Origin of the sequence: Ruegeria sp. Ofav3-42 (assembly GCF_022347725.1) — a bacterium.
Classification (GTDB): domain Bacteria; phylum Pseudomonadota; class Alphaproteobacteria; order Rhodobacterales; family Rhodobacteraceae; genus Ruegeria.
On the sequence record NZ_JAKRGB010000007.1, the window covers coordinates 231,604 to 258,374 of the forward strand.

Genomic DNA, 26,771 nt, shown 5'->3' on the forward strand with positions numbered 1-26,771 from the left:
TCGCATGGCGGGGTATGATGATCGTGATGGAGTCATCTGGTTGGATGGCAAGCTGGTGCCCTGGCGCGAAGCCAATGTGCACATCCTGACCCACGCGATGCACTACGCGTCTTCGGTGTTCGAGGGTGAGCGCGCATATAACGGTAAGATCTTCAAAAGCCGCGAACATTCCGAGCGTCTGATTGCTTCGGCCGAGGCTCTGGACATGCCGATGCCCTATTCGGTGGACGACATTGAGGCGGCCAAGGAAGAAGCTTTGAAGGCCAGCGGTCTGCAGGATGCTTATGTCCGTGCTCTGGTCTGGCGCGGCTCGGGCGATGATATGGGTGTGGCATCAGCCAAGAACCCGGTTCGGATGGCCGTCGCCGTCTGGCCATGGGGCGCCTATTATGGCGACGCCAAGATGCAAGGCGCCAAACTGGATATCGCGGAATGGAAACGCCCCAGCCCGGAAACCATTCCGGTTCACGCCAAGGCAGCAGGTCTTTATATGATCTGCACCATTTCAAAACATAAGGCCGAGGCCAAAGGCTGCTCGGACGCTCTGTTCATGGATTGGCGCGGCTATGTGGCCGAAGCCACCGGGGCAAATGTGTTCTTTGTGAAAGATGGTGAGGTCCATACCCCTCTGGCGGACTGTTTCCTGAACGGCATCACGCGTCAGACCGTGATCCAGATGCTGAAAGATAAGGGCATCACCGTCCACGAGCGCCGCATCAAGCCCGAGGAAATGGCCGATTTCGAACAATGTTGGCTGACCGGCACAGCGGCCGAGGTCACTCCGGTGGGGCAGATCGGCGACTACACGTTCGAGGTCGGAGATCTGACGCGCGAGATTGCCTCTGATTACGAGGCTCTGGTCCGCGCCTGATCACATCCAAAAACGAAAACCAGAACCCTCGCGAATTCGCGGGGGTTTTTCTTTGCCGTTCGTTCAAGGTTTTGTGCAGATCGTTCAGATGACTGGACGACTGCGCACGTGAGTGTACGTTACGACCATGTTGGACCTGCTCAGCGATATCCTCACCCGCCTGTCCCTGCGAGGAACATTCTACTTCCGAACCTCGTTCACGCCGCCCTTTGGCATTCAGGTGCCAGCGTTTCAGAACGTCGCCCGATTTCACTTTGTGCAGCGGGGAGAGTTGAAAGTACATGTCTCTAACACAGGCGAAACGCTACGATTGAAGCAGGGCGACCTAATCCTGATTCCTCACGGCACCGCCCATGCTCTGCTGTGCAATGAGGTCAAACCGTTGGATGCCTTGCCACTGGAACAAGTTCTGGAAGAGGCCGGGTATCAGGGTGATGGCGTCCTGATATATGGTGGGGAGGACAAAAGCCGCGACACTCAGCTCATCTGCGGTCATTTCTCCTTCACCGGTCCGCCCGGACGGCAAGGTACCGGGCATATGCTGATTGACCGGCTCCCCCCATATATCCTGATCGAAAATTACGGCGAAGAAGCAGGGTCGTGGATTGAGGCCACACTGCGCATGATCGGGTCCGAGATCAACGGCGCGCGGATTGGAGGTGACCTGATTGCTCTGAAACTGTCCGAAGTGCTGTTTGCCCAGGCCGTTCGCGCGCATCTGGAACATCAAAGCCCCAGCGACACCGCTTTAGCCGGGTTCGCTGATCCACGAATCTCGCGCGCGTTGACCGCCTTTCACAAAGCTCCGGCAGAAAACTGGAGTGTCGAGACCCTGGCCCGCGAGGCCGGGATGTCACGCACTGCCTTTGCGCAACTGTTCGCCGATAAAATGGGAACGACGCCGATTCAATATCTGACCGATTGGCGGATGCAAATTGCTTGTCATGGTCTGACGGAAAGCCGCTGGAACGTCGCCGACGCAGCCGCCGAAGTGGGATACGCGTCTGAGGCAGCGTTTTCGCGGGTGTTCAAGAAACAGATCGGCCTGTCACCGGCTGCTTATCGGTCCATGTACTGATCCAACCCAGTATTGAACGATCTGCAATCTTTCGCGGACGATGCGGAATTAAACGTCCGAACCTTCTTGCCTAGCTTGAGGCCATGCCAAGCAAGGAAAGGAAGTTTCAATGTCCGTTCGTTTCGTTACCCGCTCTGTTCACGCCTATTTGGATTATCCCGTTGCCCTGGCCCTGATGGGACTGCCCTTTGTGCTAGGCTTGGGTCAGTCCAACCCGATAGCCTTGTGGTTGTCCGTTGCTACAGGGTCAGCCGCCTTTATTCTAACAGTCCTGACGGACCATCACTTGGGGATCTGGCGGGTTCTTCCCTACAAATTCCACCTGGCGGTCGATCTGCTGGTTGGTGTTGTGTTTCTGGCCGCACCCAGCCTGTTTGGGTTCACGGGGCTGGACGCGATATACTACTGGTTGAACGGCGCGGCGGTGGTCGCCGTCATCTCGCTGAGTGCTCCGGAAGAGGGTGTGACTGCCTGAGCAGACTATTCACAGGGTGTCACAATATCATCGTGATACTTTTAAGAATCTGAGCCGCTTGTTTTACAAACAGGCGGCTCACTGCCGCTCACCAATTGCGTGGCCCCGAAGGGTCACCAGACAGGAGAGCTTTGATGACCCTAATACTACGCCCCAACCGCCGAGCCTTTTTGGCTGGCAGCACCGCCTTTGCCGCGTCTCTGTCCATGCCTGCGATCAGCCGTGCATCGTCGCGCCCCGTGTTCACCCATGGTGTCCAATCGGGTGATGTGGATACCACTTCGGGCATGATCTGGACCCGCACCGACCGTCCGGCCCGCGTGATGATGGAGGTGGCGACAACCGAAAGCTTTGCCGACGCCCGTAAGCTGGCGCCACTGGACGCAATCCCGAACAGCGATTTCGCAGTAAAGCGGCTGGTTGACGGGCTGCCATCCGATCAGGACATATTCTATCGGTTCGTGGCCGCCGATCTGAGCGATATCAACGTCACATCAGACCCTATTGTGGGCCAATTCCGCACTGCGCCGACCTCGCGCCGCAATATTCGCTTTGCCTGGTCGGGTGACACTGCCGGTCAGGGCTGGGGCATTGATGACGAAGGGATGCGCACTTACGCCACGATGGCGCAGCATAAGCCGGACTTCTTCATTCACTCTGGCGATACGGTCTATGCCGATGGTCCGATGAAGGACGAGGTCGAAAAAGACGGACAGGTGATCTGGAAAAACACCACCCTGATTGACGAGAAACGCAAAGTGGCCGAGACGCTGGGCGAATTCCGCGCCCAGTGGAAATACAACATGATGGATGAGCATGTGCGGGCGATGAACGCCGTCTGCCCGACCTTCTTCCAGTGGGACGACCATGAGGTCGTCAACAACTGGTCGGATGCCAAGGACCTGATCTCGGATGATCGCTACACCGAGAAATCGGTGTACGTGCTGCAATCTCGCGCCGGTCGAGCTTTCCATGAGATGACGCCGCTTCGTTTCACCCCTGCCGAACCGGGCCGGGTCTATCGCAAGATCTCGTATGGTCCGATGCTGGACGTTTTCTTTCTTGATCTGCGCAGTTATCGCGGACCCAACGGGCCGTCGATCGAGGAAGAGATCACCGATCAATCCCGCATTCTTGGAGCCGAGCAGCTTGCATGGCTAAAGCGCGAGCTGGCATCTTCGCAGGCGACATGGAAAGTGATCGCATCGGATATGCCGATCGGATTGATCGTCTGGGACAACTGGAAGGAACAGGCCGAGGCCGAGGCGATCTCGAATGGTGACAGTGGGCCGGCCAGGGGGCGTGAGTTGGAGATCGCCGATCTGCTGCGGTTCATCAAAACAGCCGGGATAACAAACACGGTCTGGTTCACGGCGGACGTGCACTACACAGCTGCGCATTACTATGACCCTAATAAAGCCCAATTTCAGGATTTTGAGCCGTTCTGGGAGTTTGTGTCTGGCCCGTTGCACGCCGGTACGTTCGGTCCTAATGGGCTGGATGGCACCTTTGGCCCCGAGGTGAAATTCGTCAAAGCACCAACCGAAGAGAAGGGCGCAAACTTGCCGCCCAGCGCTGGTCTGCAGTTCTTTGGTCTGGTCGACATTGACGGAAACACCCAGCAGATGACCGTGCGCCTGATGGACCGGGCGGATACCGAGCTTTGGTCGATCACCCTGGACCCGCAGACCAAAGCCATCTGATCGCTTTGGTCGATTTCTACGCGCCCCGACAGTTAGGTCGGGGCGTGTCCGTTTTCACTTGAATTTTCCGACAAAAATAATCAGATAAAAGCCAAGGCCAGATGTGTTGACATCCAGCACAGGATTTCGAGGCGGTCCGCGGGCTTAGCGCATAAATTGGTGAGGGCGCGCCACCGCCTCGGAAACGACGCAGGTAACAGGGGTTGATGATGGGCGATCCGCTCGACGAAATCATGGCGCGACACGAGGCTGCAACCGCCTGCGGGTGTTGCTGCGACGACGACTATTGCGCCTATGTCGATACGCCTAAAGCCAAAGGTCCTGACAAAGAGGATCTGTCGCTACCCCACAGCGCCGCAAGCCGACGCGGGTCGGTCAGGTTTCTCAACGAACACCAGAGGGTATGACAGCCCCATTTGGGGCTGCTTAGGCTCTGATCTTCAGAAATCCACGCCGCGCTGGGCTTTGATTCCGGCTTGGAACGGGTGCTTTTCCTCGGTCATTTCGGTGACCAGATCGGCATAGTCACGCAGCGCTTGCGGGGCGTCGCGCCCGGTCAGAAACACGCTGGTTTTTTCAGAGCGTTCGTTCAGCCCGTCGATCACCTGTTCGACCGACAGATATTCGTAGCGCAGCGCGATGTTGATCTCATCCAGCACCACAAGGTCGTAGTCGCCGCTGGACATCAGCGCGCGCGCCTTGTCGAATGCAGCGTTTGCGGCGGCGATGTCACGCTCGCGGTCCTGCGTGTCCCAGGTAAAGCCCTCGCCCATGGTGTGCCAGGTCACCAGATCGCGCTCTTCGAAGAACCGCCGCTCGCCGGTTTTCCATTTACCTTTGATGAACTGCACAACGGCGACCTTCTGACCCCAGCCCAGAGCACGGATCACAACACCGAACGCGGCCGAGGATTTGCCTTTGCCCTTACCGGTATTGATCAGAACCAGGCCGCGTTCCGGGTCGACGGCCTCGGACACTTTCTTGCGGTGCTGGGCTTGCACCTTCTGCATCTTTTCCTTGTGATCCTGCGCGTCGCTCATGGGAAACCCTCATCTTGTGTTGGGCACACCCTAGGGGAAGTTCTGCAAAGGTAAAGGTCAGGCTTTGGGATCGGTGACAGCGCGGGCCTTGCCACGCTCCAAACCCAACTGATGTTCGCGCCAGATCACCACGATATTGCCCGCAATTACCAGTGCCGCGCCGGCCAGCATCACTAATGTCGGCAACTCGCTGAACCAGACATAGCCAATGACGATGGCAAACAGCATCGAAGTATAATCATAGGGTGCCAGCATCGAAGCCTGACCAAAGCGATAGGATGAGGTCACCAAAATCTGTGCAACACCGCCGATTAGACCAGCTAAAATCAAAAAGCCTGCTTGCTCCCATGTGGGCAGGACCCAACCCCAAAAGACCGTCAGCCCGGACAGGATGGTCGCGGTCATCGAGAAATAGAACACGATGGCGGCGGGATGGTCGACCTGTACCAACTGCCGGATATGGATTTGCACAAAGGCACGGGCGACGGTCGCGCCCAGAATGCACAATGCGCCGATGGTGGTGGCGGCTTCCATGTTGTTGCCACCCAGCCGAGGCCAGATCATGATCAGAACGCCAAACAGGCCGATGGCCACGGCGGCGATTCGGATTGTTCGGATGCGCTCACCCAACATGACGGCTGCCAGGATCAGGGTGAAAATCGGCGTGGCGTATCCAATCGCAGTGGCTTCGGGCAAGGGGATCAAGCCGAGGCCGGTGAAGGTCAGCCCCATCGCGGTGGTTCCCAGCACGCCGCGCCAGAAATGGCCCATGGGTTTGCGCACGACGAATCCCCGCGCCAATTCTCCGCGTGCAATCAGCCAGATCATAATCACCGGAATGGCAAAGAGGGACCGGAAGAACACCATCTCGCCCGGCGGGAAGTGATCGGACTGCGCTTTGATTATGGCCGCCATGACGGTGAACAAAAACACCGCGCTCGTTTTCAGAGCGACCGCCAATATGGGTCGATGCGATGTTAAGGGTTTTGCCATCTGCGCGAACCTGCGCCTTTGGCCGGGAAAGATCAACGCATTGTTTACGGATTCGTCCAATCGGGTGGCAGAGGACTGCCGATCTCTTGCGCGAACTCTTCCAGAAACCTGATCATGCGTTGGATTCTTCGCTCGGCGATCTCTTTTCCGGTCTCTGTCAGCATGTCGCCCGGCAGGCGCAATAGTTTGACCTTCCAGTGATCGATCGAAAAATGCAGATCGTCCAGCGGGCGATTGGCGGCAAACGGGTCTGCCGGGTCATAAAGCGACCGTCCTAATGCCCCGGACACCGAGAAGTTTCTCGCGACACCAATCGCCCCCAGCGCATCCAGTCGGTCCGCATCGCGCAGGATGCAGGCCTCCGGCGTTTCCGGCGTGATATTGGCTGAAAAACTATGCGCTTCGATCGCGTGCTTGATCTCCTGGATCAGCTCGGTGCTGTAGCCAATTTTCGCCAGAATAGACTCTGATTCCTCGGCCGACCTGCGAGAAGCCAAATGTCGTTCGGGATCGTCCTTGGACAGATTCACCAGATCATGCAGATAGCTGGCCGCCATCAACACTGGCATGTCGGTTTGGTCATCGGCGATGGCTTGGGCGTTCACCCAGACCCGGTCCAGATGGGCCAGATCATGCGCCGGGTCGGTTTCCATACGCTGCGCAACGACGGCGCGCAGGCGTGTGCGTAGATCAGCCGATCCGTCCACGGTTTTCTCCGATCTGGCCACGATGCAGCAGCAGGTGGTCAAGGATCACGCAGGCCATCATTGCCTCACCCACTGGAACGGCGCGGATGCCGACGCAAGGATCGTGACGCCCTTTGGTGATGATCTCGGTCTCTTCACCGGACTTGGTGATTGTTTTGCGTGCGGTCAGGATCGACGAGGTCGGCTTGACCGCAAAGCGCACTACAATGTCCTGACCCGTCGAGATGCCGCCAAGGATACCGCCCGCGTGGTTCGAACTGTATTGGGGACCGTTCTGTCCCATGAAGATTTCGTCTGCATTGGCCTCGCCCGTCAATTCGGCGGCGGCCATCCCTTCACCGATCTCAACGCCTTTTACGGCGTTGATCGACATCATCGCAGCGGCCAGATCAGTGTCTAACTTGGCGTAAACCGGCGCGCCGATCCCGGCAGGTACGCCGCGCGCTACAACCTCGACCACAGCGCCAACAGAGTTTCCGGACTTACGCAGGTCGTCCAGATAGGCGGCCCAGTCGTCGGCCGCTTGGGCATCCGGCGTCCAGAACGGGTTCTGTTCGATCTGGGACCAATCGAATTTGTCCCGGTCGATCCTGTGCGGGCCGATCTGGGTCATATAGCCGGTGATCTGCACATTTGGAGCGATCTGCTTGACTGCTTCACGCGCCAGCCCGCCAGCGGCCACGCGCGATGCGGTTTCTCGGGCCGAGCTGCGCCCGCCGCCGCGATAGTCGCGAATGCCGTATTTCTGCCAGTAGGTTACATCGGCATGACCCGGACGGAACTTGTCCATGATATCGCCGTAGTCTTTTGAGCGTTGATCGGTGTTCTCGATCATCAGTTGCACAGGCGTACCCGTGGTCTGGCCCTCGAACACGCCCGACAGGATTTTCACCTGATCGGGTTCACGCCGCTGAGTGGTGAACTTGTTCTGACCCGGTTTGCGCTTGTCCAGCCAATGCTGAATCATGCCCTCGTCGATCGTGACGCCGGGCGGGCAGCCATCGACGGTTGCACCCAGAGCGGGCCCGTGGCTTTCACCCCAGGTGGTAACGCGGAAGAGGTGGCCAAAACTGTTCATCGACATGGGGCATGCTCCTTTGAACGTCGTGATTAGCGGGCAAGGCCCTTGGCCTCAAGCAGAATTGCGGATTGGTAGGCGCCACCTTGCGGCGGCGCGAATGAGTATTTTTGAAAAGATGAAGATCAGGCGGCCTGCGTCAGCGCCGCTCGGGTCGCTGTGACTTTGAGTGCGGCTTGCGCGGCTTCGCGGCCCTTTTCAACAAAATGAGCGCGGTAGATGGCGTTGTGGTGATCAGTCTCTTGGTATTGGTGAGGCGTCAGAGAGACGGACAGCACCGGGACACCTGTATCAAGACAGGCGCGCATTAACCCGTCGACCACAGCTTGCGCGACAAAATCATGCCGGTAAATGCCACCGTCCACAACAAACGCCGCGCAGGCGACCGCGGCATAGCGGCCGGTCTGAGCCAGATCGCGGGCCAGCAGCGGCATCTCGAACGCACCAGGGACGTCGAAAACGTCAACCTGATCGGCGGGGATAAGTTCCAGAAACCCTTTCAAGGCCTGATCAACAATATCGGAATGCCAGTTGGCTTTCACAAAAGCATAGCGGGTGTGTGTCATCATGATCTCCTTTCGCAACAGACACGTCACCCAAGGCGATCACGGGCAGGCGCACGGTAAGGCCGACACGCTGCACGTTCTCTTTCATCCGGACTGTAACCGTCGGCTCTGGCTTCTCACCAGATCTGCTGACACTCTTCCATGGTTCCACAATTAGTCCGAAAACCGGTTCCCACTTTTCGGATCGTGGACACGGGCAAGCCGCTCGCGGGCTTACGGGTCGTAGCCCGCATACCGCCGGTGGGGAATTTCGCCCCGCCCTGAGAACGCGCGGACCTTGCCAAGGTGCAGGCGGTTCTGCAAGAGATTTCGCAGGAGGACAGCCATGCATCCCAACCCAGCCTTTCGCGTAGAAGAAACCGCACGCCACATCTCCTTTGCGCGTGACCGGGCATTTGGTGTTCTGGCCGTGTCCACAGAGTCTGCGCCTTTGATCAGCCATGTCCCTTTTCTGCTGTCCGAGGATGGAGCACTGGCCGAGTTGCATCTTGTCCGTTCCAACCCGATCGTTCGAGCAATAACAGGCTCTAAACAAGCTCGGATCGCCATAGTGGGTCCGGATGGGTATGTTTCGCCGGACTGGTATGGGGTCGAAGATCAGGTTCCGACCTGGAACTATGTAGCTGTTCATCTGACAGGCCAGCTGGAGCAACGCCCGCAGGAGGAGATGTTGGACCTTTTGGATCGCCAGTCGGCGTTCTATGAGGCGCGCCTGTTGCCGAAACCTCCATGGGTCACCAGTAAGATGAGCCCGGACGCGCTGGAGCGGATGATGCGCATGATCGTGCCGTTATGCCTTCGAATCGACGATATTCAAGGCACCTGGAAACTGAATCAGAACAAAACAGATACCGCGCGCATGAACGCTGCTGAGCATATCGCGCGCGATGGATTTGGATCTGAACTTCAAGCTTTGCAGACGTTGATGAGCGCCGTCAATTCGGACCCAAACTGACGGGTTTTGTTTTGCTTTTGGTCGTGTAGAGTTCGGGCAATTCAGGGAGATTGCTTATGAAGCTCTATTTCAGCCCCACCTCACCATATGTACGCAAAGTTATGGTTTTGTTGCATGAGACCGACCAATTGCAGGATGTGGAACTGCTGTCCGTCGCGACGACGCCCATGTCTCCTGCCGAAACGTTGCTGGCCAAGGCGCCTTTGACAAAAGTTCCGGCGTTGGAGCGTCCGGACGGGCCAACTCTGTTCGATAGCCGCGTCATCTGCGCGTTTTTGAATGATCGCGCACAGGCCGGGCTGTATCAGGACGGCAGCGCACATTGGGATGTGCTGACATTGGAAGCTCTGGCCGATGGTATTCTGGATGCGGCGCTTTTGATCACCTACGAAGGCAGGATGCGGCCCGAAGACAAGCAATGGGACGGCTGGGCCGACGCGCAGTGGGACAAGATTGAACGCGCTTGTGCGGCGTTGAACCAGCGCTGGATGGCGCATTTGTCGGGGACACTGGATATGGGGCAGGTCGCTGTGGCCTGTGCGCTTGGCTACCTCGATTTCCGGCACGACGCGCGCGGTTGGCGCAAGGGCAACGATGCGTTGGCTGGCTGGTATGAGAAATTTGCCGAGCGCCCGAGCATGATCGCGACACGGCCGCCGGCCTGATCTTGGTAATCGAGGCGCTGGCCGCACCGAAATCAGGGCGGCGAGCGTTCGACATCATTCGCTGAAGGTCGCCAGATAAGCCGCGATGTCATCCGCGCCCTTCTTCAGTTTGACGCTCATGTTCGGTCGCGCGGTTTCATCGTCGAGATACTCCTGAATGAAACCAATCGGGTTTTTGGAGTAAGTGGCGATGTTTTCCTGCGTCCAGACCAGACCTTCCTCACCAGCGCGGATCATGTCGTCGGTGAACATTCCGACCGGCAGGCGCTCGCTTCCGTTTAGATAATCGTATTCGGTCCCGGCGACGCGACCGACAACTCCGTAAAGATTCGGGCCGGTGATGCCTCCTTTGACCAAAACCTCGCCATCTTTGATGATCGCGTGGCACGAAGAACAGCGATTATAGAGTTTTTCACCTTTCGCCGGATCACCCGCCGCGTTGGCCTGAGTCGAAACAACCAGCGAGAGGGTCAGTATGGATGCAAAGAGTTTTGACATTGGGAACGTCCTGCTGAGGTTGGGCTTTCTCTGGCCCATCAGACATTCACGTTAAAAGTGCAATCAAAATCAAACACGGCTATGCCATTGTAAAATATCTATTTTTTACTCAATATTTAAGCGATGCCGAATCCCGCAAAAGTTGAAATTAACGTGGCGAAATCTGGTCAAAAATTTGCAGATAAGAACCGCTCAGCAGGGCATTCGCCGAAGTTCGGGTCGGCGATTCCATTAAATGTGAGAAACCGAATCACATTTGGCCAGTTTCGCCACGATTGGCGGATTTCCCCGCTTTGGCCTGCCCAAATCTTGAATTTTAAGCCCTGCGTTGTGACATGAATGCCCAGATGCGGCGTAGTGCGCGCCTATGACCGCTGGACGAACCGTTTTCTCCCGGCTAGATACCCGCTTTGAGACACCGCATTCGTGCGGTGCGCGAGCTATTTGCCCGTTCGCGGGCGCCAGAAAACCGGAGAAAACCTCGTGTCCCACGCAGAAGACCACGAAGGCACTCGCAGAGACTTCCTCTACTACGTCGCTGGCGGCGCAGGTGTCGTTGCGACGGGTGCAGCCGTATGGCCCCTGATCAATCAAATGAACCCCTCGGCAGACGTTCAGGCGCTGTCCTCGATCCGTCAGGACGTAAGCGGGGTCGAGCCGGGCACGCAGCTGACCGTTAAATGGCTGGGTAAACCCGTATTTATCCGTCACCGCACCGGTGCCGAGATCCAAGAAGCACAAGAGCAGGACGCCGAGGGCGTTGGCGCGCTGCCTGATCCGCTCGCGCGCAACTTCAACCTGCCCGCGGACGCGCCGGCGACCGACGCCAACCGCGTCATGCCGTCGCCCGAAGGCGAAGCGCCGGGTGCGTGGATCGTTCAGATGGGTGTTTGTACCCACCTCGGCTGTGTGCCGCTGGGTGATGCCGGTGACTTTGGCGGCTGGTTCTGCCCCTGCCACGGTTCGCACTATGACCTTGCCGGTCGTATCCGCAAAGGCCCCGCGCCTGAAAACCTGCCGATTCCGCCCGTTGAATGGGTGGACGCCACCACCATCAAACTCGGCTAAGGGAGACCCAGAATGTCAGGAATTCCCCACGACCACTATGAGCCAAAGACCAACGGCGAGAAGTGGCTGAACAGCCGTCTGCCGATCGTCGGCCTGATTTACGACACCATCATGATCCCCACCCCCAAGAACCTGAACTGGTGGTGGATCTGGGGCATCGTCCTGGCGTTCTGCCTGGCGTTGCAAATCGTCACCGGTATCGTTCTGGTGATGCACTACACCCCGCATGTTGACCTTGCCTTTGCCAGCGTCGAGCACATCATGCGCAACGTGAATGGCGGCTACTTCATCCGCTACCTGCATATGAACGGCGCGTCGCTGTTCTTTGTTGCGGTCTACATTCACATGTTCCGCGGCCTGTTCTACGGTTCGTACAAAGCCCCGCGTGAGATCACGTGGATCATCGGTATGCTCATCTACCTGATGATGATGGGCACCGCGTTCATGGGCTATGTTCTGCCTTGGGGTCAGATGTCCTTCTGGGGCGCGACCGTGATCACCGGCCTGTTTGGCGCCATCCCGTTCGTGGGTGATGCGATCCAGACCTGGTTGCTGGGCGGACCCGCGGTGGACAACGCCACGCTGAACCGCTTCTTCTCGCTGCACTACCTGCTGCCGTTCGTCATTGCGGCGCTGGTAATCGTGCATATCTGGGCCTTCCACACCACCGGCAACAACAACCCCACGGGTGTTGAAGTTCGCCGTGGGTCGAAAGCCGAGGCCGAGAAAGACACGCTGCCGTTCTGGCCTTACTTCGTGATCAAGGACCTGTTCGCACTGGCCGTGATCCTGGTCGTGTTCTGGGCAATTGTCGGCTTCATGCCGAACTATCTGGGTCACCCGGACAACTACATCGAAGCCAACCCGCTGGTCACACCTGCGCACATCGTGCCCGAATGGTACTTCCTGCCGTTCTACGCGATCCTGCGTGCCTTCACCGGTGAGGTCTGGGTCGTTCAGTTCGCCAGCTTCATCACCGGCGGCATCATCGACGCCAAGTTCTTTGGTGTGATCGCGATGTTCGGTGCGATCCTGGCGATGGCTCTGGCCCCCTGGCTGGACACCTCGACCGTTCGTTCAGGTAAGTACCGTCCGCTGTTCAAATGGTGGTTCTACCTGCTGATCATCGACTTCTTTGCCCTGATGTGGCTGGGTGCGATGCCCGCGGAAGAGCCCTATGCGACCTTCTCGCTGATCGCGTCCGCCTACTGGTTCGCCTATTTCTTCGTGATCCTGCCGATCCTCGGTGTGATCGAGAAACCTCTGGCCCAGCCGGAAACCATCGAAGAAGACTTCAACGCGCATTATGGCAAGGCTGACGCCGACGCCACGCCGGCCGAGTAAGAAGAGGGACCGGAAACATGTTCAAGAAACTTGCAATCGGTGCCGCGTTTGCTCTGGCCCTTGCGCCCGCCTCGACCTTTGCGGCAGGTGGCGGCGAACAGCACATCGAAGACTTCCAGTTCTCGTTCGAAGGGCCTTTTGGCACCTGGGATCAGAACCAGCTGCAGCGCGGCCTTCAGGTTTATACCGAGGTTTGCGCGGCCTGCCACGGTCTGAGATACGTGCCCCTGCGTGACCTCGAAGCGCTGGGCTATTCGGAAGAAGAAGTGATCGCCTACGCGGCGGACAACTTCGAAGTCTTCGATCCCGAGCAGGACGATTTCCGTCCTGCAATCCCGACCGACCACTTCCCGGCTAATGACGGTGTTGGCGCACCGGACCTGAGCCTGATGGCCAAGGCCCGCGCCGGGTTCCACGGCCCCTACGGTCTGGGTATCAACCAGCTGTTCAAAGGCATGGGTGGTGCGGAATACATCGCCTCGCTGCTGGACGGTTACACCGGTGAGGAAAAGGAAGAAGCGGGCACCATCCTGTATGAGAACAAAGCCTTCCCCGGAGGCTGGATCTCGATGGCGCCACCGCTGGCCGAAGATCAGGTCGAATTCACCGATGGCCATCCGGCCACTGTCGAAGCCATGTCCGAAGACATTGCGGCCTTCCTGATGTGGACCGCTGAGCCCAAGATGATGGAGCGTAAGTACTCCGGCTTTGTCGGCGTTATCTTCCTGACCTTGTTGTCGGTACTGCTGTACCTGGTCAACAAGCGCCTGTGGGCGGGCGTGAAGGGCAAAAAGACCGTCTGACCGATCTCTGATCAATACATTCCGAAAGGCCCGGTGCTTAGCGCCGGGCCTTTTTTCGTTCTCAGATCGCACAGTGTTATACTGGAACCGCCCCTTCCTGCTGCAGGGGGCATTCATTTTCACAGAAATCTATTTTGGGAGGACGGGTCATGGACACGCAAAGCAATGTCGAAAAGCTGCGGGCTGCCTTCGCGGCATGGAACGACAGCAAAGCGTCAGACATCGGGATGTGGGAAAAGTACACCACCCAGGACTTGTGCATACGCTCGCTGGGGCGGGGTCAGTATGGGTTGGATTTCAGTTGCTCGCGGGACGGGCACGCCGAGTTGAAGGAGTATCTTGAGGATCTGACCGGTGCGTTCCGGATGGAGCACTGGACGTTGAAAGACACCATCGCTCAGGATGACCGTGTCGTCGGTATAGGTGTCACGGCCTGGACGAACAAGAAAACCGGAAGGACGGTGGAAACACCGATAGTCATTATCTGCCGGTTCCGCGACGGGCTTGTCTGTAAATACGAAGAATACTACGACACGGCCGCATTTGCTGCTGCCGCCACCTGATTGTGTCGTGCCTTACGCCGTCAGCTGCGACTGAGTCTTACCCGAGACGGTCGCGGTCACGATCTGACCTTCGGTTTGCGGTGTAGCGAATGTGACTTCGGTAAACTGCTCGGTCCGGCCCATATGCGGATTTTCCATCAGGATGTGATGTGTCTTGCCGATCTGGGCTGTCAGATGTTTTGCAACCTGGGCCTTACCAGCGGCACGCAGGCGCGCGGCGCGGTCCTTGATGACATTGCCATTGATCTGTTGCGGAATACGAGCCGCCGGGGTGCCTTCGCGCTTAGAGTAGGGGAACACGTGCAGCCAGGTCAGGTCGCAATCCGTCACCAGCTTTAGCGAGTTTTCAAAATGTGCATCGGTTTCGGTCGGGAACCCGGCGATGATATCCGCGCCGAATGTCATCTCTGGGCGCAGCTTTCGGGCCTCTTCGGTGAAACGGATGGCATCATCACGCAGGTGGCGACGTTTCATCCGCTTCAGGATCAGATCGTCCCCGTGCTGCAGTGACAGGTGCAGGTGTGGCATCAGGCGTGGCTCGGTCGCGATGGCCTGCATCAGGTTCTCATCCACCTCGATCGAGTCGATCGAGCTGATCCGCAGGCGCTGCAGATCCGGAACTAGTTTCAGAATCCGCATGACCAGATCGCCCAGTTTGGGCTGCGCGGGCAAATCTGCGCCCCACGAGGTCAGGTCAACGCCGGTCAGAACGACCTCGTTATAGCCCCGCTGCACCAACCGCTTGATCTGGTCCACCACGACGCCTGCAGGGACGCTGCGTGAGTTACCGCGGCCATAGGGGATGATGCAGAAGGTGCAGCGATGGTCACAGCCATTCTGGACCTGCACATAGGCGCGCGAGCGGGTGCCGAACCCGTCGATCAGGTGCCCGGCGGTCTCAGTAACGGACATGATGTCATCGACCTGTACAGCCTCGGTCTCGCCGATGAAATCTGCCGCCATGCCTTTCCAGGTGTCCGGCTGCATCTTTTCGGTGTTTCCGATGACCGCGTCGACCTCATCCATCTGAGTAAATGTTTCAGGTTCGGTTTGCGCCGCGCACCCGGTTACGATCAGCCGCGCATTGGGATTTTCCCGCCGCAGCTTGCGAATCTCCTGCCGTGCTTTGCGCACAGCCTCGGCTGTCACCGCACAAGTGTTCACCACAACTGCGTCGGTCAGACCTGCCTGTTGTGACAGCTCTTTCATCGCCTCGGTCTCATAAGCGTTCAGGCGGCAGCCCAAAGTGGTGAATTTGGGCGCACTCATCCCAATGACTCCAGAAACTCGGGCGTCAGAGTTCCCGAGAAGACGTGGCAGGTCGGCCCGGTCATCCAGACGCCATCATCGCGCCAATCGATCCAGATTATGCCGCCATCCAGCTCGATTTGAACCTTGCGCCCGGTCAGTCCGCGACGAACGGCAGCAACAGCTGTTGCACAAGAGGACGACCCCGACGCCAGCGTGATTCCCACACCCCGCTCCCAGACGCGCATGCGGATATGATCCGGTCCGATGATCTGCGCAACCTGCACATTGGTCCGCTCAGGATACAGTGGATGGTATTCGTACCGCGCACCAAACTCGGTCAGAGGTATGGCTTCGGCATCTTCCACAAAAAATGTACAATGCGGGTTGCCCATCCCGGTGGCCGTAGGCGCACCCTCAATCGGCAGTTCCAGCGTATCGACCTCTTCGGCCAGCGGAATCTCGCGCCAGTCCAGCTGCGGCTGCCCCATATTGACCGAGGTCAGCCCATCCCTGGCATCGCGGGCATAGAGCGTGCCGCGCTCAGTTGTCAGGGTCAGTTCGGATTTCCCCGATTCTTCCATCAGGAACCGCGCAATACAGCGCGTCGCGTTTCCGCAGGCGGCCGAGGTCGACCCGTCGGCATTGTAGAACACCAGATGCGCGTCCGATTCGCCGTTCTCAATCACAGCCAGTTGGTCGAAGCCGACGCCGAACTGCCGGTGCCCGATTCCCTTTGCCAGGGCAGGCGTAATCTCGGCCGAGTGCGCGCGCGCATCCACAATGACAAAGTCATTGCCCAGCCCGTGCATCTTCATGAAGGGCAATTCAGTGCTCTGTAATCCTTGCATGGCGGGCATATAACCTTGCATCGGAAAGGAATCCACCCTGTGGTGAAGATTCCTGAAAAAAGGGGTTGACCCCCCCGCGCCACCTGCCTAATTAGGCCGCCTATCGGGACGCCGGAAACAAGTTAAGTGACGGCGAAACGAGGTGCAAAATAAGGACTTGAACCCGGTCGGGAAAATGTCCTAGAGAGCGCCACGGATCGACAAGATCCAATAAAAGAGTGGGCCGTTAGCTCAGTTGGTAGAGCAACTGACTTTTAATCAGTGGGTCGCAGGTTCGAATCCTGCACGGCTCACCACTTTTTTCAATAAAAACAACATCCTGCAAGGCGTTCGGCCGCCACTGAAAGTATAGTAACTCCATATGGGGGCCGAATCCGGGGCCGTCGATTGTTTCAGGCCATGTTTTGATTGAGGATCGCCCGTGCCTCATCGGCAGCGGGACGCTTGGCATACTTCGCATACTTCTGGGTCTGTTGCAGGGTGGCGTGACCTAGCAGGAACGAGACTTTATCCAGAGGCATCCCGTTATTCAGGAGGCGAGTGGCATAAGTATCGCGGCAGGAGTGGATGGTTGCGCTCCCTTTTTCCGCAAGAACCCTCTTACTGGACGGACACATGGTCGCTATGGCTTCCCGTAGATTCTTCACCGCCTTATCCATCGATACGAATGGTTGGGGCTGGTTGTGAAGGCGGGATAGAACGTCGTACACTCGGTCACTGATCGGTACAAAGATCGCCTTACAGAACTTTGTGATCCACCTTGTCATCAAGTACCGAAGTAACTTCAACATACTCCGCCACTACTAGCTCTAGGTGATTGTCAACGAAGTTCTTGGGGAACGTAAAATTTACTGCCAGCACCTCATCATTTGGATACTCGACCGAAGCATAGGCTAACGCGCACTCACCACCCCCCAAATTTTCTGGCATGGCTATTCGCATAAGAAGGTTGGCGATTGATGCAGTGTTTGGATAATACTCGCCTCCTTTTGTGCGAAACATCTTGCCAAATATCGTATGAGCATGGCGATCAGAAGACGATTTAAATCCTCTATGGGAACCGATGACGAGAGTATCAATTTCCTTTGGGGAAAAGCCCACCAACAACGCGTGTGCCTCTCGCTTCAGTTGCCACTTGCTGAGTGCGAACCGTTTCCCAATAGCTAGGTCTTTTTGTTCGGCAAAAACGTTTGAAGGGTGGTTCGCAGCATAGAGGACTTGTTGCCCTTCAAGATTGCAGCGGTTCAGCTTTGCATACTCTACTGGCGGATAAGATAGTTTTGATGACTCTAGTGGTAGATCCGCCCAAGGGACGGAACGGTATACAGAGTAACCTTTTTCAAACTTGCGTGCTGTGAAACTGCATTCAGTGATCAATTCGTCTAAGATGCGCACGCATCGCTCAGGATCAGTTTGCCGCTGGAAGGTCGCAATCCTTGATCTGAATTGACTGTAATTCACTTGGTTCTACCTCTGCCGCCATCGCAGTCCTTGATCGCCTGCCATAATTTCGCGCGTTCTATACATCAGGAACGCCGCAAAGTGGACATTCAACTCTCAGATGCGACCAAACTGCTACGGCGGTAACTGCCTGAAACGGACATGGTTCATCCAATGCGTCCGGCTTTATGCAAATATTTTGAGACGCGATCATGCCGAACTGCCGAGGCCTGTCTTAGTGGACGGTAGTTCACCGAAGGGCAGTTCAGTTTCGGCTGTCGTCGGAATACTTATTCAAGAACGGGTAAATTGACCTGCCTCTCGAAACCGCGGCATCCTCAGTAAAGACAAATGCAGCAATCGATACGGGGTCAAGCCTTGTACCTTTTGTGGTTTCTAGCCACACCTCTGCTCCTAGGAAACTTTCAATTTCGTTGCCTATTAGGCTGTTTAGTTGATTCGAGTTATAGAGTGTGTCGAGTTTCCTAACCATCACCACTTCGTGCATGAAGGATGTATCTTTTTTCACGCCCTCCGCGCTCCACCGAGACGTATCAAATTGCGCTAGCCGCAACTGCTGGTTCTCTTGGAAGGGTGGCGTTGGGTTATGATTGAAAAGCAGCGTTACATAACCAATTCCTCCCGCCGCCAATTCTACTGGAGCCCTTGCAGCTCGATATCCAAAACTACTGATCGTGGGGTTATCCAAGCCATCGTTAACAAATCCTGCATAATCATCTTGCGGTCTGCCGGCAAATGCCGCGCACAGAGCCTCTCGAGGGTCGACGATCCTAGTGGCTCGCCAGTCAACCGAACAGTCCGCTCTAGAAATGTAGATTGGCTTTCTGCTTTTGTTAGTGATTTCCAGTGCTAACAAAGTTACGAATTCCGGAACTTCCACGCCGTTTTCTGATCGCAAATCGTATAGAGCTAGAGGCTCTAATCCAGTGACCTCATAGATTTCTCGGTTGTTCAACCAGTCGCTGTATAATGTGTATGCGAGCGCAGCGGTCGGGATCATCACTACAGCCCACCACTTGCTCAAGAAATTCAGCGCCGCCTCAATCTGCCTCAATTTTCGCCACCTACTAAACTCATGAAGATTGTACCTCAGACTGAGGCGCCAATAATCCCAGCTCGTAAAGCAATTCATTTGAATCTGCAACTTAGGGTGGTGCTCGTCCCCCGCTATTGCCCTTCGTCGCCCACATCCAACACAATTCAGAATTGCATCACCTGTAGCGTCCCAATGACTTTGTAATGCTCGATTGACTCCGTATTGCTGCCATTTGAAACTCACAATGGCGTAGCCGCGGCGAACGACAGCTTGGTGGCCTTACCGCTGATGAGCGGCGAAGTTGTTGCAATTTCAAAGCTGCAAGTGAGCAAAGCTACAATAGTCCCAAATACGTTACTCGGATCAGTCAAAGAGCCAACCCAAGATTGAATTCCCCTGGAAGGTTTGCTCTAAGATTGCGCAAGAGCAGTAAAGTTGCAGTCGAAACTATTGCAAGCGTTTGTTTTAAATATAAAAATTATTTTGAGAGAGCAGATTTGTTAGACGCCAGCTTCCGATTCAAATCGTTGATGCAAGTAGTAAGCGAGCAAAATGACCCAATTGACTTCGCTTTTCCCTCCGCAGAGCTAAACCTTCGAATTGACCGCGCCTTGACACAAGCCAACACTGACGGCCCCTGCTTCGACCTGCGATTTACTAAACGAAAAGGCCGCGAAATCTGTGTGCCTAGAGACTTTGAAACGGCAATACTTCTAAGGCGATTGAATGAGAACGTCAGACGAATAACGAGGGTGCGGCAGAACGACCGGAACTACATAGTATCCTGTCTCAGTCAGCTTTTGGGAAACGGGCTTCCGTTTGTCGTTGCAAGATACGATATCAAGAAGTTTTACGCATCTATTGACAGAGACGAGTTGCGAAGAATCTGTAGTGTACGGTTGCGGAGTTCAGGGACTACCAGAAGGATGCTAGAAAAGTTTCTTTCTGATCTGGACATGGCTGGCGCGTCAGGAATTCCAGCCGGATTGGCATTAAGCGGAACGTTAAGTGAACTTTTTCTTTCAGAGATGGATAAACGAATATCTCGATCACAGGGAGTGCACTTCTATTCGAGATACGTCGATGACATTGTCATAGTTGCTGATCCAAACTTAACGGACTTTGATCTAACAGAAAGGATTTTCGACTGCCTGCCTAGTGGGTTAAGGCTCAACAGTACTCCCGGAAAGAAATACTTCATTCTCCTACCAAAGAAGGAGAGTAGAGGTGGGCCAAGTGAATACAGCTTCGACTACCTTGGATATAACCTTACGACTTCCAAGGTTTTTTCTGAAGCTAACCATGACAAGACTTTAAACGCTCGCAAGCTCACCATCGACATCAGTAAGTCCAAAATAAACAAGCGCAAGACACGGTTTATCCTGTCGATAAAACAGTACCTCCGAGACGGGAACCAAGACGATCTCATGGATCGATTTCTGCTAATAAACAGTGGATATAGGTTTTATGATCGAAGTTCTGGGCGCAGATTGTCAGGGGGAATGTGCAATAGCTACCCACTAATTGACCATCCTTCACCAGCATTGCGCGAGCTTTCATCGTTTTACAGCAGCGTCTTCTCTTCGAGGTCCTCTAGTTTGGCAGGACGCCTTGCTTTGGCGCCGTTGACAAGGCGGAATCGTAAGAGGATTCAGTACTTTGACCTCTGTGCTCACGTTCAGCAAAAGAAGTATGTTGGGTTTGATGAGCGGAAGCTCTCCCAATTGATGGGAGTTTGGCGCCATGCCTAAGAAAAAAATTCAGAAGATACTGCTTGACCAAAAGGACTTCAAACGGGCTCTGCTAAGCGACACTACGCCGGCTGAATTGCCTCTTCCTGTTGGAAATGATGGTTTCTACCTTAATGTTCGTGATTGGAAGAATTTTGATGCTTTCTCGCAAAAACTAATTGAAACTTTTGTTCTCCCGCCGAAATATGGAAAGCAGGCCACTAACCCGCTTTCCTACAAGATCGTCAAAGACAGCGACTCGCTACGCAAGCTTGGATTGCCCCATCCTCGTGCGCAGCTCGATGTTTGTAACTTTTATTCCCGCTATTTTTCATTGCTCGCGTACTATTGTGGTAAGAGCTCATTTTCTATTCGAAGACCTGTCTGTACAGCGAGCAAATACTACATTTCGGGTCCAATGGAGGCGAGTAATGAGCTCAAGTTTTCTACCATTTCGACAGTTGATAAAGACAAGTTTACAAAGCATCCTGCTAGCTTCTTTGCCTATTCCGGTTATGAGAGGTTGCACAAGTTTTTTGGATCAACACTATTCGATTCACTAGAGCGTAAATTTCGCTTTATGTCGTCCCAAGATGTTTCGAAGTGCTTCCATAGTCTCTATACGCATTCAATTTCTTGGGCTACTAAGTCCGTCAAAGAAGCAAAGGACAACACCAGTGCCGAAATGTACGGTGCCTCCTTTGACCGGCTTATGCAGTCCATGAATCGAAATGAAACCAATGGAATAATTGTTGGGCCTGAGGTTAGTAGAATTTTTGCCGAAACTATTTTATCCGACGTGGATGTTGAATTGGAAAGGCGGCTTGACGAAAGAGGGCTAACGAATGGATCAGATTACGCAGCCTTTCGATATGTCGATAACTACTATTTCTTTTGCAGAAGTCAAAAAGACTGTGATCAAATACATGCCGATCTTGCGGACTGCTTGGATGAGTACAAGCTTCACCTTAACCCTGCAAAGGGCGAAGTAACTTCTCGTCCTTTTGCGAACAAAAAATCTTCGGCTATACAGAAATCTAATACTCTTATTAACGAACTGATAGACAACCTTACGGATACTGTCCGGATCACGGATAGTAGTGACTCGCAACCAAAGGCTATTGATATAGTCACAGCAAAAAAGATTCGATCAAGACGCAAACTGATGAGCGCACTTGTTCAGCGTGTTCGGGTCATATGCGTAGATTCCGGTTTGGGTTATGAGGGCGTGTCCGGATACCTACTCGCTGCAATCAAGTGGAGGACACGGCAGCTTACCAAAGATAGTGAGCACCTGCTTGCGCTTCCAGACGAATTTTCACTTCCCTCCGGAAACGTACTAAGGCGCCAGGAATGCTTATTGCGAGCATCTGATCTGTTGGACTTTTACCTCGAATTTGCATTTCATCTTTTCTCTCTTTCTCCAACTGTCAACGCATCTTTGGATATCTCATTTATTCTTGTCCAAGTTGCTGAGTTCCTAAAGAAAAACACACCTGATGAGTTTTTGGCGACCAAGGAAAAAGTGCAGCTTTGGGTTTCACGCCTTGTTTCAAGCAGTTCACTAGCTGACTTAGTGGAACGACAATACTCGACCTCCATTGAGGTACTTAATGTGATTTGTGCGACAAAGCCTTTTGACTTTGGAGGCGCTTATTATGTTGAGCTTCTGGAAGAGTTAAAAGGAACCTCCGCAAAAGTGGGGTATTTTGAGGTTGTAGCAAAGTTATTTGTGTTCGGAGGCGATCCAGAGTGTAAAGCCAAGCAGTTGGAACTACTAGCGAGCGCAGAAGCATTCATTCTGAAAGACGCCAATTTGTCTACTTGTTCCGAACGCTTGCATCTATTCCTTGATCTCATGGGCTGTCCGTTCATCGAAGCAGACTATCGGAGAAAGTTGGTTAGGAGGTTGTTGGAAGGATACAATCTGCAACAGCGTTCGGAGGGGGCCGGTGGGTCGATTAAAATACCAACAAATGCTCACATCGCCGCTGCTATTTCGAATTTCGAGCAGAACCCTTGGTTCACTACATGGGATAGCATTAACTTGCTCCGTCTTATTGAGAAGAAAGAATTGAAGCGGGCATACGCTTAGTCTAAGCACTATCTAGACTCCCCTTCCGGCGTCATCGCTTTGCGGTACTTTCGCGAGATTTGCTGCAGAACTCTTTGCAACACTGGCCACGTTCAATCGATACCAGTGGTAGCAAAGCGGGCTGATAGGCGTTGTGTCCTTAGCGACATTACTTCTTTGGAAGCGCGGCTTGTCTGCTGATCTGAACGTCTTCTAGAGGCGGGATTTGTTGAAGCTTGCTGCACACACCCAAGGTGGGGTTACTGGCGTGGATATCAAACTAAAGTAGATATTCACGCCTTTTGTTTCACGGTCAATCAGAGCGTCTTGGGATACAACTTTGAGTGGATCGCTTCAAATTCTTAGTAGGAGTTCGTTTCAGGCCTTACGCTGCATAGTAATGCCTCAGAAGCTTCTTATGGAAAAACGTGTAGGATGACTTGCTACCAGAGGGGAAACTACCCCCCCAATAAGGTACCGTAAACATAGTAATACATACAGCCGGTAACCACAGACCTCTAAGCCGCCAAAACAAAGCCGCTATCCATAGTCGTCTTCACACGGGGTATGAAACCCAGTCGTTCCCGATACGCATCCTTCAGCACAGTTAGTGCTAACTCGTGATCTCGTTGTCTCACGATCAGACTGTCATGAACTGGAAGGGATGGTATCTCGTACAAGTCGTAGAGTTTCTGCATAGCCGTCAGAAAACACTCTGCTTCTTCGTACTGCAAAACAGCCCAATCCAGTTTTTCAGGTTCGAGGTTGAACAGGATGGGGTGTCGGGCCAAAATCGACGAAACCACGTCCTTCAGCTTGTACCTATCCCTAGGGTGGTAGCCATGTTTGGCAATGAAGTCTTCGTTGAAAGACCTCGGCCAACGGGATGGGGGCTTACCTCGTCCGATAGAGGCGACAATGATCTGCTTTGTGACCTCTCTGGGTATCCAGTCGATCTGATAAGGATCGGGATCATAAGCGAGGGTTTCGCCTTTGATTGCGTACAGGATGGATAGCTGACTGGACGAAACGTCAATTTCACATGTCGGCTCCCCATCGATCAGAATTGCTCTCCGATTTTCTTTCGGCATCTGCATCCAATCGTCCTCAGTGGCACAGTAGAAGCGGCCTCCAAGATTGAAGTCGAAGCCTTTCCTGTCTCCGCAGTTGAAGATACGCCTCAGCATCGGTTTGACTGACAGGTTGAACCTGTGACGGGCTAATTGCCTGTTGAGGGATTCCACTTCGGCTCTGCGTTGCTGAAACTTGATACCGCTTTGTTTGATGAGTTTTCCCCGCTGCGGAAGAGCATAGTTGCTGCCCTTTGAACCACGCACTTGCAATACATTGGCGTGCTTGTGACTTCGTTCGAAATGCTCCGAGATGTTAGCCGCAGTGAGTTGGTAATTCTGGGCCAGTTCCAGTAGCCGTGGCGTGGCTCTGAACCTTCTGGTCTTCCGGTATGTTTTAGTCTGGTCATCGGCCTGAAGAGAAGCACGAGAATGCACAAATCCGGTTTCCTCCATCAGCCCCAATTCATTCCAGTAAATTCTAAGTTTGGTATGGGCATCACTGCTGACCAAGGTCTGAGCAAGTTCGTCTCTGTCCGCGGGCCGAAACATATAGCCATCGGAGTCTTCATTCGCGCTGTGTTTGATCAGGTCTGCTGCCAAAGCCCCGATAGCAAGTTTGAAGTTGTCCAAATCAGTTCGCCGCCTAGCCCGTTTTCGGGGGTGGTGCAGTGCTTCTTGCCCAAGGGTTCGGTCAGTAAGCTCTATCACGAAGTTTCTTGCGGCTTCGGTTGCCACAGATCGATCTAACGTAGCAAAACGTGCTCTATTCAGGATGTCGCGCATCATCGATTGGCTATCTGGCATCGAGTTGTATTTTTACTTTCATATTTAGTGTTAGCGAGTGTTCTTGCTGGTCTTTTTGTGAAATGGCCTAGAGAGTTGGGTTTTCACGGTTTCTTTTTGGCTTGTGTTTGTTTCTTGTTTTGATCGTTGGGACACAAATATGATCGGCGATCAGGGTATTATAGATCACATTATGCGGATACTGATTAAGTAAGTACATATGATTTGCGAAGGGAATCTCTTTGGTAATTTCCGGGGCCAAAATCGGGGCTACCAGATGTAGTATGAGATGTGGTTGTGTTGGGATGGATGTTTCTTAATGTGCTGATTTTATTATATATAGTTTTAACTGTTTAGTAAGCACATACCACTAAAATCGAACTTTTAATCAGTGGGTCGCAGGTTCGAATCCTGCACGGCTCACCACTTTTTTCAAAGGGTTAGCAAGAATAGGCGAGAATTTCTCACGCCTACAGCAACCACCTAGCAACCACGCGGCATAGATTGACATAGAAACGTGTAGAAAACCGTTTCGTTGAATGCGTGGATTCCCTCTTTTGTTGAGTCCGTAAAGTATTGTTATTTTGGTGCTTTTTGACATTTCGAAGAGTTTTCGGTACACTGACAATGTACAGCGCGGCAAATGACTGTCGTGTGCAATTTCCAAAAAGCACAGATAATTTGAACTGCTACGCTTAGAAAAGCTGAGCGTTGTCCGCCTGTACGCGATCACACATCCCAAAACTCAAAAAGCACAGGAGCTTTCCATGACGGACAGCACACTCTCGACGCGCGTCAAATTTACCGCAGGCATGTCCCGCACCCAGAAAATCCAAATTCTCAATGATCATTTCCGAAAGACGGGGGAGGGTGGAATTGTCATGATCTCCATGGGAATGCACCTTTTGGGGCGAGCGACGGTCGACACGATCATGAAGCAGATTGGAGGGGAAGCAGGCGACAAAAGCTATGTTCCCGATGATGAGCACGACTACGGAACGATTGAGGTTAACAATCGTACCGTTCATTGGGAAATTGAAAGCTACAACAAAGATCTCGACGACTTCTCCCCTGACGCAACCGACCCCAAGAAGACGACTCGGTTTATGACGGTCTTGCTGTCCACAGAATACTGATCAGATAAGCCAGTTCTCCATTGGAGAGCTGGCTTTCTGCGATCTAAGCAACAGAGTCTAAAGACACACTTATATATGGAGTTTCGGACAAGGTACGAACAGGTGCATAGGTTGAGCAGTATTTTCAGACCTACGCGCTGTTCGGCTTCTTCAATGTTTGACAAGTAAGATCGTTGAAAAGTGTAACGTCGCGGCGAAGATTTGTTTGCGTCGATTTGATATTTTTTTCGTAGCTAATTATGGAGAAGGAGAAGCCGACAAAGACTGCTGGTTCGTACAGGTTAAAATAACCAAGCATTCGTGTCGGAGTGGCTGAACGTCTCTTAAAAGTAAGACATTCCCAGCCTGCAGCTATCAAGGGAATAGTTATGAGCTCAGAAATGGGATTAGTAGAGGTTTGCCAAGGCAAACCCAAAGGAGCACTCGCACCTGCGTTTCTGTCTGAAAAGCAAACTGCATCCTATCTCAACATGTCAGTGCAGTGGCTAAGAAAGTGCCGATCAAACGGCAGTGGTCCCAAATGGAACAAGTTTGGACAATCCATCCGTTATCCAATCGCCGACCTTCAAGCTTACATCTCGCGGTCAAGTCGCCAGTTTACCGGACAAGATATCCGTGCATTTCTGTCGGCTTCATGAGAACGTCGACCGCCGCCCAGAGGGTGAAGCGGCCTAGATGCTTCAATGGCAGCTGGTGACGGCCTCTGCGGCTGCCTAGGCTTAGATTAGGCTGGGCGGCGAAAGCTCACGACCTGAGTTGCGTCTTGCCATGTACCTTTTTCTACTGCGTGCTCAATCAGGTTTGCCCATGCGTCCAACCCTCACGGCGCAACACATGGTGCACGCGCCTGTATCCATAACGAACACGGGTCTCACAAATCTCTTTGATGCGCCGTTTCAGGGCGACCGGATCGGTGCGGCGGGAAACATACTGGTAGGTCGATCTGTCGAACCGCAACACCTTGCAGGCGCG

At 54.1% G+C, this 26,771-nt stretch carries 27 protein-coding genes, 1 tRNA gene, 1 pseudogene and 1 riboswitch; of the genes and pseudogenes, 16 read left to right on the top strand and 13 right to left on the bottom strand.

Features of this window, described 5'->3' with window-relative positions; all coding sequences use genetic code 11:
- The first annotated feature begins 4 nt into the window (after positions 1–4).
- The 5 genes from MHN28_RS12765 to MHN28_RS12785 all read left to right on the top strand — a co-directional run bounded on the left by MHN28_RS12765 (position 5) and on the right by MHN28_RS12785 (position 4,534).
- Entirely contained in the window at positions 5–871 is an 867-nt protein-coding gene (locus MHN28_RS12765) for a branched-chain amino acid aminotransferase (RefSeq protein WP_239340243.1), read from the top strand.
- Between the two features lie 127 nt (positions 872–998).
- The gene (locus MHN28_RS12770; protein WP_239340355.1) at positions 999–1,949 is read left to right on the top strand and encodes an AraC family transcriptional regulator; all 951 of its coding nucleotides are present in this window, start codon (positions 999–1,001) and stop codon (positions 1,947–1,949) included.
- Positions 1,950–2,058: 109 nt separating this feature from the next.
- The gene (locus MHN28_RS12775; protein WP_239340246.1) at positions 2,059–2,424 is read left to right on the top strand and encodes a hypothetical protein; all 366 of its coding nucleotides are present in this window, start codon (positions 2,059–2,061) and stop codon (positions 2,422–2,424) included.
- A gap of 134 nt (positions 2,425–2,558) precedes the next feature.
- A complete protein-coding gene (locus MHN28_RS12780) occupies positions 2,559–4,127 on the top strand; it encodes an alkaline phosphatase (protein ID WP_239340254.1) in 1,569 nt (522 codons plus the stop codon).
- Between the two features lie 209 nt (positions 4,128–4,336).
- Positions 4,337–4,534 (top strand): hypothetical protein, encoded by a 198-nt coding sequence (locus tag MHN28_RS12785; RefSeq protein ID WP_239340257.1) that lies wholly within the window; start codon positions 4,337–4,339, stop codon positions 4,532–4,534.
- A 33-nt stretch (positions 4,535–4,567) separates the two neighbouring features.
- On the opposite strand, the gene cobO is transcribed toward MHN28_RS12785, so the two are convergent.
- The 5 genes from cobO to MHN28_RS12810 form a co-directional block, all read right to left on the bottom strand.
- Positions 4,568–5,167 carry a cob(I)yrinic acid a,c-diamide adenosyltransferase gene (gene cobO / locus MHN28_RS12790; RefSeq protein ID WP_239340260.1) on the bottom strand — a complete coding sequence of 200 codons (600 nt, stop codon included), beginning with the start codon at positions 5,165–5,167 and terminating at the stop codon, positions 4,568–4,570.
- A gap of 57 nt (positions 5,168–5,224) precedes the next feature.
- The gene (locus MHN28_RS12795; RefSeq protein ID WP_239340263.1) at positions 5,225–6,160 is read right to left on the bottom strand and encodes a DMT family transporter; all 936 of its coding nucleotides are present in this window, start codon (positions 6,158–6,160) and stop codon (positions 5,225–5,227) included.
- 44 nt (positions 6,161–6,204) lie between these two features.
- Positions 6,205–6,867 carry an HD domain-containing protein gene (locus MHN28_RS12800; RefSeq protein WP_239340270.1) on the bottom strand — a complete coding sequence of 221 codons (663 nt, stop codon included), beginning with the start codon at positions 6,865–6,867 and terminating at the stop codon, positions 6,205–6,207.
- A complete protein-coding gene (aroC, locus tag MHN28_RS12805; protein ID WP_239340271.1) occupies positions 6,851–7,951 on the bottom strand; it encodes a chorismate synthase in 1,101 nt (366 codons plus the stop codon). The genes MHN28_RS12800 and aroC overlap by 17 nt, the downstream gene beginning before the upstream one ends.
- 119 nt (positions 7,952–8,070) lie before the next feature.
- A complete protein-coding gene (locus tag MHN28_RS12810) occupies positions 8,071–8,511 on the bottom strand; it encodes a 6,7-dimethyl-8-ribityllumazine synthase (RefSeq protein WP_239340272.1) in 441 nt (146 codons plus the stop codon).
- 72 nt (positions 8,512–8,583) lie between these two features.
- A riboswitch (FMN riboswitch) is annotated at positions 8,584–8,783 on the bottom strand.
- A gap of 53 nt (positions 8,784–8,836) precedes the next feature.
- Here MHN28_RS12810 and MHN28_RS12815 point away from each other — a divergent pair.
- Both MHN28_RS12815 and MHN28_RS12820 read left to right on the top strand, forming a co-directional pair.
- Positions 8,837–9,466 carry an FMN-binding negative transcriptional regulator gene (locus tag MHN28_RS12815; RefSeq protein ID WP_239340273.1) on the top strand — a complete coding sequence of 210 codons (630 nt, stop codon included), beginning with the start codon at positions 8,837–8,839 and terminating at the stop codon, positions 9,464–9,466.
- 56 nt (positions 9,467–9,522) lie between these two features.
- Positions 9,523–10,131 carry a glutathione S-transferase gene (locus MHN28_RS12820; protein ID WP_239340274.1) on the top strand — a complete coding sequence of 203 codons (609 nt, stop codon included), beginning with the start codon at positions 9,523–9,525 and terminating at the stop codon, positions 10,129–10,131.
- 54 nt (positions 10,132–10,185) lie between these two features.
- Here MHN28_RS12820 and MHN28_RS12825 read toward each other — a convergent pair whose 3' ends face one another.
- Entirely contained in the window at positions 10,186–10,629 is a 444-nt protein-coding gene (locus MHN28_RS12825; RefSeq protein WP_239340276.1) for a cytochrome c family protein, read from the bottom strand.
- A gap of 483 nt (positions 10,630–11,112) precedes the next feature.
- On the opposite strand from MHN28_RS12825, the gene petA reads away from it, so the two are divergent.
- From petA to MHN28_RS12845, 4 genes are all read left to right on the top strand, one after another.
- The gene (gene petA / locus MHN28_RS12830) at positions 11,113–11,697 is read left to right on the top strand and encodes a ubiquinol-cytochrome c reductase iron-sulfur subunit (RefSeq protein WP_239340278.1); all 585 of its coding nucleotides are present in this window, start codon (positions 11,113–11,115) and stop codon (positions 11,695–11,697) included.
- Positions 11,698–11,709: 12 nt separating this feature from the next.
- The gene (gene petB / locus MHN28_RS12835) at positions 11,710–13,041 is read left to right on the top strand and encodes a cytochrome b (RefSeq protein WP_239340299.1); all 1,332 of its coding nucleotides are present in this window, start codon (positions 11,710–11,712) and stop codon (positions 13,039–13,041) included.
- Positions 13,042–13,058: 17 nt separating this feature from the next.
- Positions 13,059–13,844 (top strand): cytochrome c1, encoded by a 786-nt coding sequence (locus MHN28_RS12840; protein ID WP_239340302.1) that lies wholly within the window; start codon positions 13,059–13,061, stop codon positions 13,842–13,844.
- 149 nt (positions 13,845–13,993) lie between these two features.
- Positions 13,994–14,407 (top strand): nuclear transport factor 2 family protein, encoded by a 414-nt coding sequence (locus MHN28_RS12845; protein ID WP_239340304.1) that lies wholly within the window; start codon positions 13,994–13,996, stop codon positions 14,405–14,407.
- Positions 14,408–14,419: 12 nt separating this feature from the next.
- Here the strand turns inward: MHN28_RS12845 and mtaB are convergent, their stop codons facing one another.
- Positions 14,420–15,676: a tRNA (N(6)-L-threonylcarbamoyladenosine(37)-C(2))-methylthiotransferase MtaB gene (gene mtaB / locus MHN28_RS12850; RefSeq protein ID WP_239340306.1), complete on the bottom strand. Its 1,257-nt coding sequence runs from the start codon at positions 15,674–15,676 to the stop codon at positions 14,420–14,422.
- Positions 15,673–16,515, bottom strand: coding sequence for a diaminopimelate epimerase (dapF, locus tag MHN28_RS12855; protein WP_239340358.1), 843 nt, complete (start codon positions 16,513–16,515; stop codon positions 15,673–15,675). The genes mtaB and dapF overlap by 4 nt, the downstream gene beginning before the upstream one ends.
- 211 nt (positions 16,516–16,726) lie before the next feature.
- Here dapF and MHN28_RS12860 point away from each other — a divergent pair.
- A tRNA-Lys gene (locus MHN28_RS12860) sits at positions 16,727–16,802 on the top strand.
- 96 nt (positions 16,803–16,898) lie between these two features.
- On the opposite strand, the gene MHN28_RS25015 is transcribed toward MHN28_RS12860, so the two are convergent.
- The 3 genes from MHN28_RS25015 to MHN28_RS12875 all read right to left on the bottom strand — a co-directional run bounded on the left by MHN28_RS25015 (position 16,899) and on the right by MHN28_RS12875 (position 19,021).
- Positions 16,899–17,297 (bottom strand): tyrosine-type recombinase/integrase, encoded by a 399-nt coding sequence (locus MHN28_RS25015; protein ID WP_370645711.1) that lies wholly within the window; start codon positions 17,295–17,297, stop codon positions 16,899–16,901.
- Positions 17,245–17,901: a DUF615 domain-containing protein gene (locus MHN28_RS12870; protein WP_239340308.1), complete on the bottom strand. Its 657-nt coding sequence runs from the start codon at positions 17,899–17,901 to the stop codon at positions 17,245–17,247. The genes MHN28_RS25015 and MHN28_RS12870 overlap by 53 nt, the downstream gene beginning before the upstream one ends.
- Positions 17,902–18,211: 310 nt before the next feature.
- Positions 18,212–19,021 carry a hypothetical protein gene (locus MHN28_RS12875; RefSeq protein ID WP_239340320.1) on the bottom strand — a complete coding sequence of 270 codons (810 nt, stop codon included), beginning with the start codon at positions 19,019–19,021 and terminating at the stop codon, positions 18,212–18,214.
- Between the two features lie 479 nt (positions 19,022–19,500).
- Between MHN28_RS12875 and drt3a the strand changes: the two genes are divergently transcribed.
- Together drt3a and drt3b are read left to right on the top strand one after the other, a co-directional pair.
- A complete protein-coding gene (gene drt3a, locus MHN28_RS25020; RefSeq protein ID WP_370645713.1) occupies positions 19,501–20,754 on the top strand; it encodes an antiviral reverse transcriptase Drt3a in 1,254 nt (417 codons plus the stop codon).
- Complete coding sequence (drt3b, locus tag MHN28_RS12880) at positions 20,747–22,828, top strand: antiviral reverse transcriptase Drt3b (RefSeq protein ID WP_239340323.1); 2,082 nt, start codon at positions 20,747–20,749, stop codon at positions 22,826–22,828. Before drt3a ends, drt3b begins: the two co-directional genes overlap by 8 nt.
- A gap of 497 nt (positions 22,829–23,325) precedes the next feature.
- Here drt3b and MHN28_RS12885 read toward each other — a convergent pair whose 3' ends face one another.
- Entirely contained in the window at positions 23,326–24,666 is a 1,341-nt protein-coding gene (locus MHN28_RS12885; protein ID WP_239340325.1) for a hypothetical protein, read from the bottom strand.
- A 764-nt stretch (positions 24,667–25,430) separates the two neighbouring features.
- On the opposite strand from MHN28_RS12885, the gene MHN28_RS12890 reads away from it, so the two are divergent.
- Together MHN28_RS12890 and MHN28_RS25025 are read left to right on the top strand one after the other, a co-directional pair.
- Complete coding sequence (locus MHN28_RS12890; RefSeq protein ID WP_239340335.1) at positions 25,431–25,799, top strand: DUF3768 domain-containing protein; 369 nt, start codon at positions 25,431–25,433, stop codon at positions 25,797–25,799.
- Positions 25,800–26,179: 380 nt separating this feature from the next.
- On the top strand, positions 26,180–26,437 hold the full coding sequence (locus MHN28_RS25025; protein ID WP_370645714.1) for a helix-turn-helix domain-containing protein: 258 nt from the start codon (positions 26,180–26,182) through the stop codon (positions 26,435–26,437).
- Between the two features lie 175 nt (positions 26,438–26,612).
- Here the strand turns inward: MHN28_RS25025 and MHN28_RS12895 are convergent.
- A pseudogene (locus MHN28_RS12895) lies at positions 26,613–26,771 on the bottom strand (IS3 family transposase); the annotation flags it as partial.

Excerpts from the sequence above, each read along its gene's own strand:
- mtaB (WP_239340306.1), bottom strand. The coding sequence starts at position 15,676 with ATGAGTGCGCCCAAATTCACCACTTTGGGCTGCCGCCTGAACGCTTAT.
- aroC (WP_239340271.1), bottom strand. The coding sequence starts at position 7,951 with ATGTCGATGAACAGTTTTGGCCACCTCTTCCGCGTTACCACCTGGGGT.
- dapF (WP_239340358.1), bottom strand. The coding sequence starts at position 16,515 with ATGCCCGCCATGCAAGGATTACAGAGCACTGAATTGCCCTTCATGAAG.
- MHN28_RS12765 (WP_239340243.1), top strand. The coding sequence starts at position 5 with ATGGCGGGGTATGATGATCGTGATGGAGTCATCTGGTTGGATGGCAAG.
- MHN28_RS12815 (WP_239340273.1), top strand. The coding sequence starts at position 8,837 with ATGCATCCCAACCCAGCCTTTCGCGTAGAAGAAACCGCACGCCACATC.
- drt3b (WP_239340323.1), top strand. The coding sequence starts at position 20,747 with ATGCCTAAGAAAAAAATTCAGAAGATACTGCTTGACCAAAAGGACTTC.
- MHN28_RS12775 (WP_239340246.1), top strand. The coding sequence starts at position 2,059 with ATGTCCGTTCGTTTCGTTACCCGCTCTGTTCACGCCTATTTGGATTAT.
- MHN28_RS25015 (WP_370645711.1), bottom strand. The coding sequence starts at position 17,297 with ATGTTGAAGTTACTTCGGTACTTGATGACAAGGTGGATCACAAAGTTC.
- MHN28_RS12795 (WP_239340263.1), bottom strand. The coding sequence starts at position 6,160 with ATGGCAAAACCCTTAACATCGCATCGACCCATATTGGCGGTCGCTCTG.
- MHN28_RS12885 (WP_239340325.1), bottom strand. The coding sequence starts at position 24,666 with ATGATGCGCGACATCCTGAATAGAGCACGTTTTGCTACGTTAGATCGA.
- MHN28_RS12780 (WP_239340254.1), top strand. The coding sequence starts at position 2,559 with ATGACCCTAATACTACGCCCCAACCGCCGAGCCTTTTTGGCTGGCAGC.
- MHN28_RS12845 (WP_239340304.1), top strand. The coding sequence starts at position 13,994 with ATGGACACGCAAAGCAATGTCGAAAAGCTGCGGGCTGCCTTCGCGGCA.
- MHN28_RS12770 (WP_239340355.1), top strand. The coding sequence starts at position 999 with ATGTTGGACCTGCTCAGCGATATCCTCACCCGCCTGTCCCTGCGAGGA.
- MHN28_RS12820 (WP_239340274.1), top strand. The coding sequence starts at position 9,523 with ATGAAGCTCTATTTCAGCCCCACCTCACCATATGTACGCAAAGTTATG.
- MHN28_RS12810 (WP_239340272.1), bottom strand. The coding sequence starts at position 8,511 with ATGACACACACCCGCTATGCTTTTGTGAAAGCCAACTGGCATTCCGAT.
- petB (WP_239340299.1), top strand. The coding sequence starts at position 11,710 with ATGTCAGGAATTCCCCACGACCACTATGAGCCAAAGACCAACGGCGAG.
- MHN28_RS12785 (WP_239340257.1), top strand. The coding sequence starts at position 4,337 with ATGGGCGATCCGCTCGACGAAATCATGGCGCGACACGAGGCTGCAACC.
- MHN28_RS12825 (WP_239340276.1), bottom strand. The coding sequence starts at position 10,629 with ATGTCAAAACTCTTTGCATCCATACTGACCCTCTCGCTGGTTGTTTCG.
- MHN28_RS25025 (WP_370645714.1), top strand. The coding sequence starts at position 26,180 with ATGGGATTAGTAGAGGTTTGCCAAGGCAAACCCAAAGGAGCACTCGCA.
- MHN28_RS12890 (WP_239340335.1), top strand. The coding sequence starts at position 25,431 with ATGACGGACAGCACACTCTCGACGCGCGTCAAATTTACCGCAGGCATG.
- cobO (WP_239340260.1), bottom strand. The coding sequence starts at position 5,167 with ATGAGCGACGCGCAGGATCACAAGGAAAAGATGCAGAAGGTGCAAGCC.
- MHN28_RS12840 (WP_239340302.1), top strand. The coding sequence starts at position 13,059 with ATGTTCAAGAAACTTGCAATCGGTGCCGCGTTTGCTCTGGCCCTTGCG.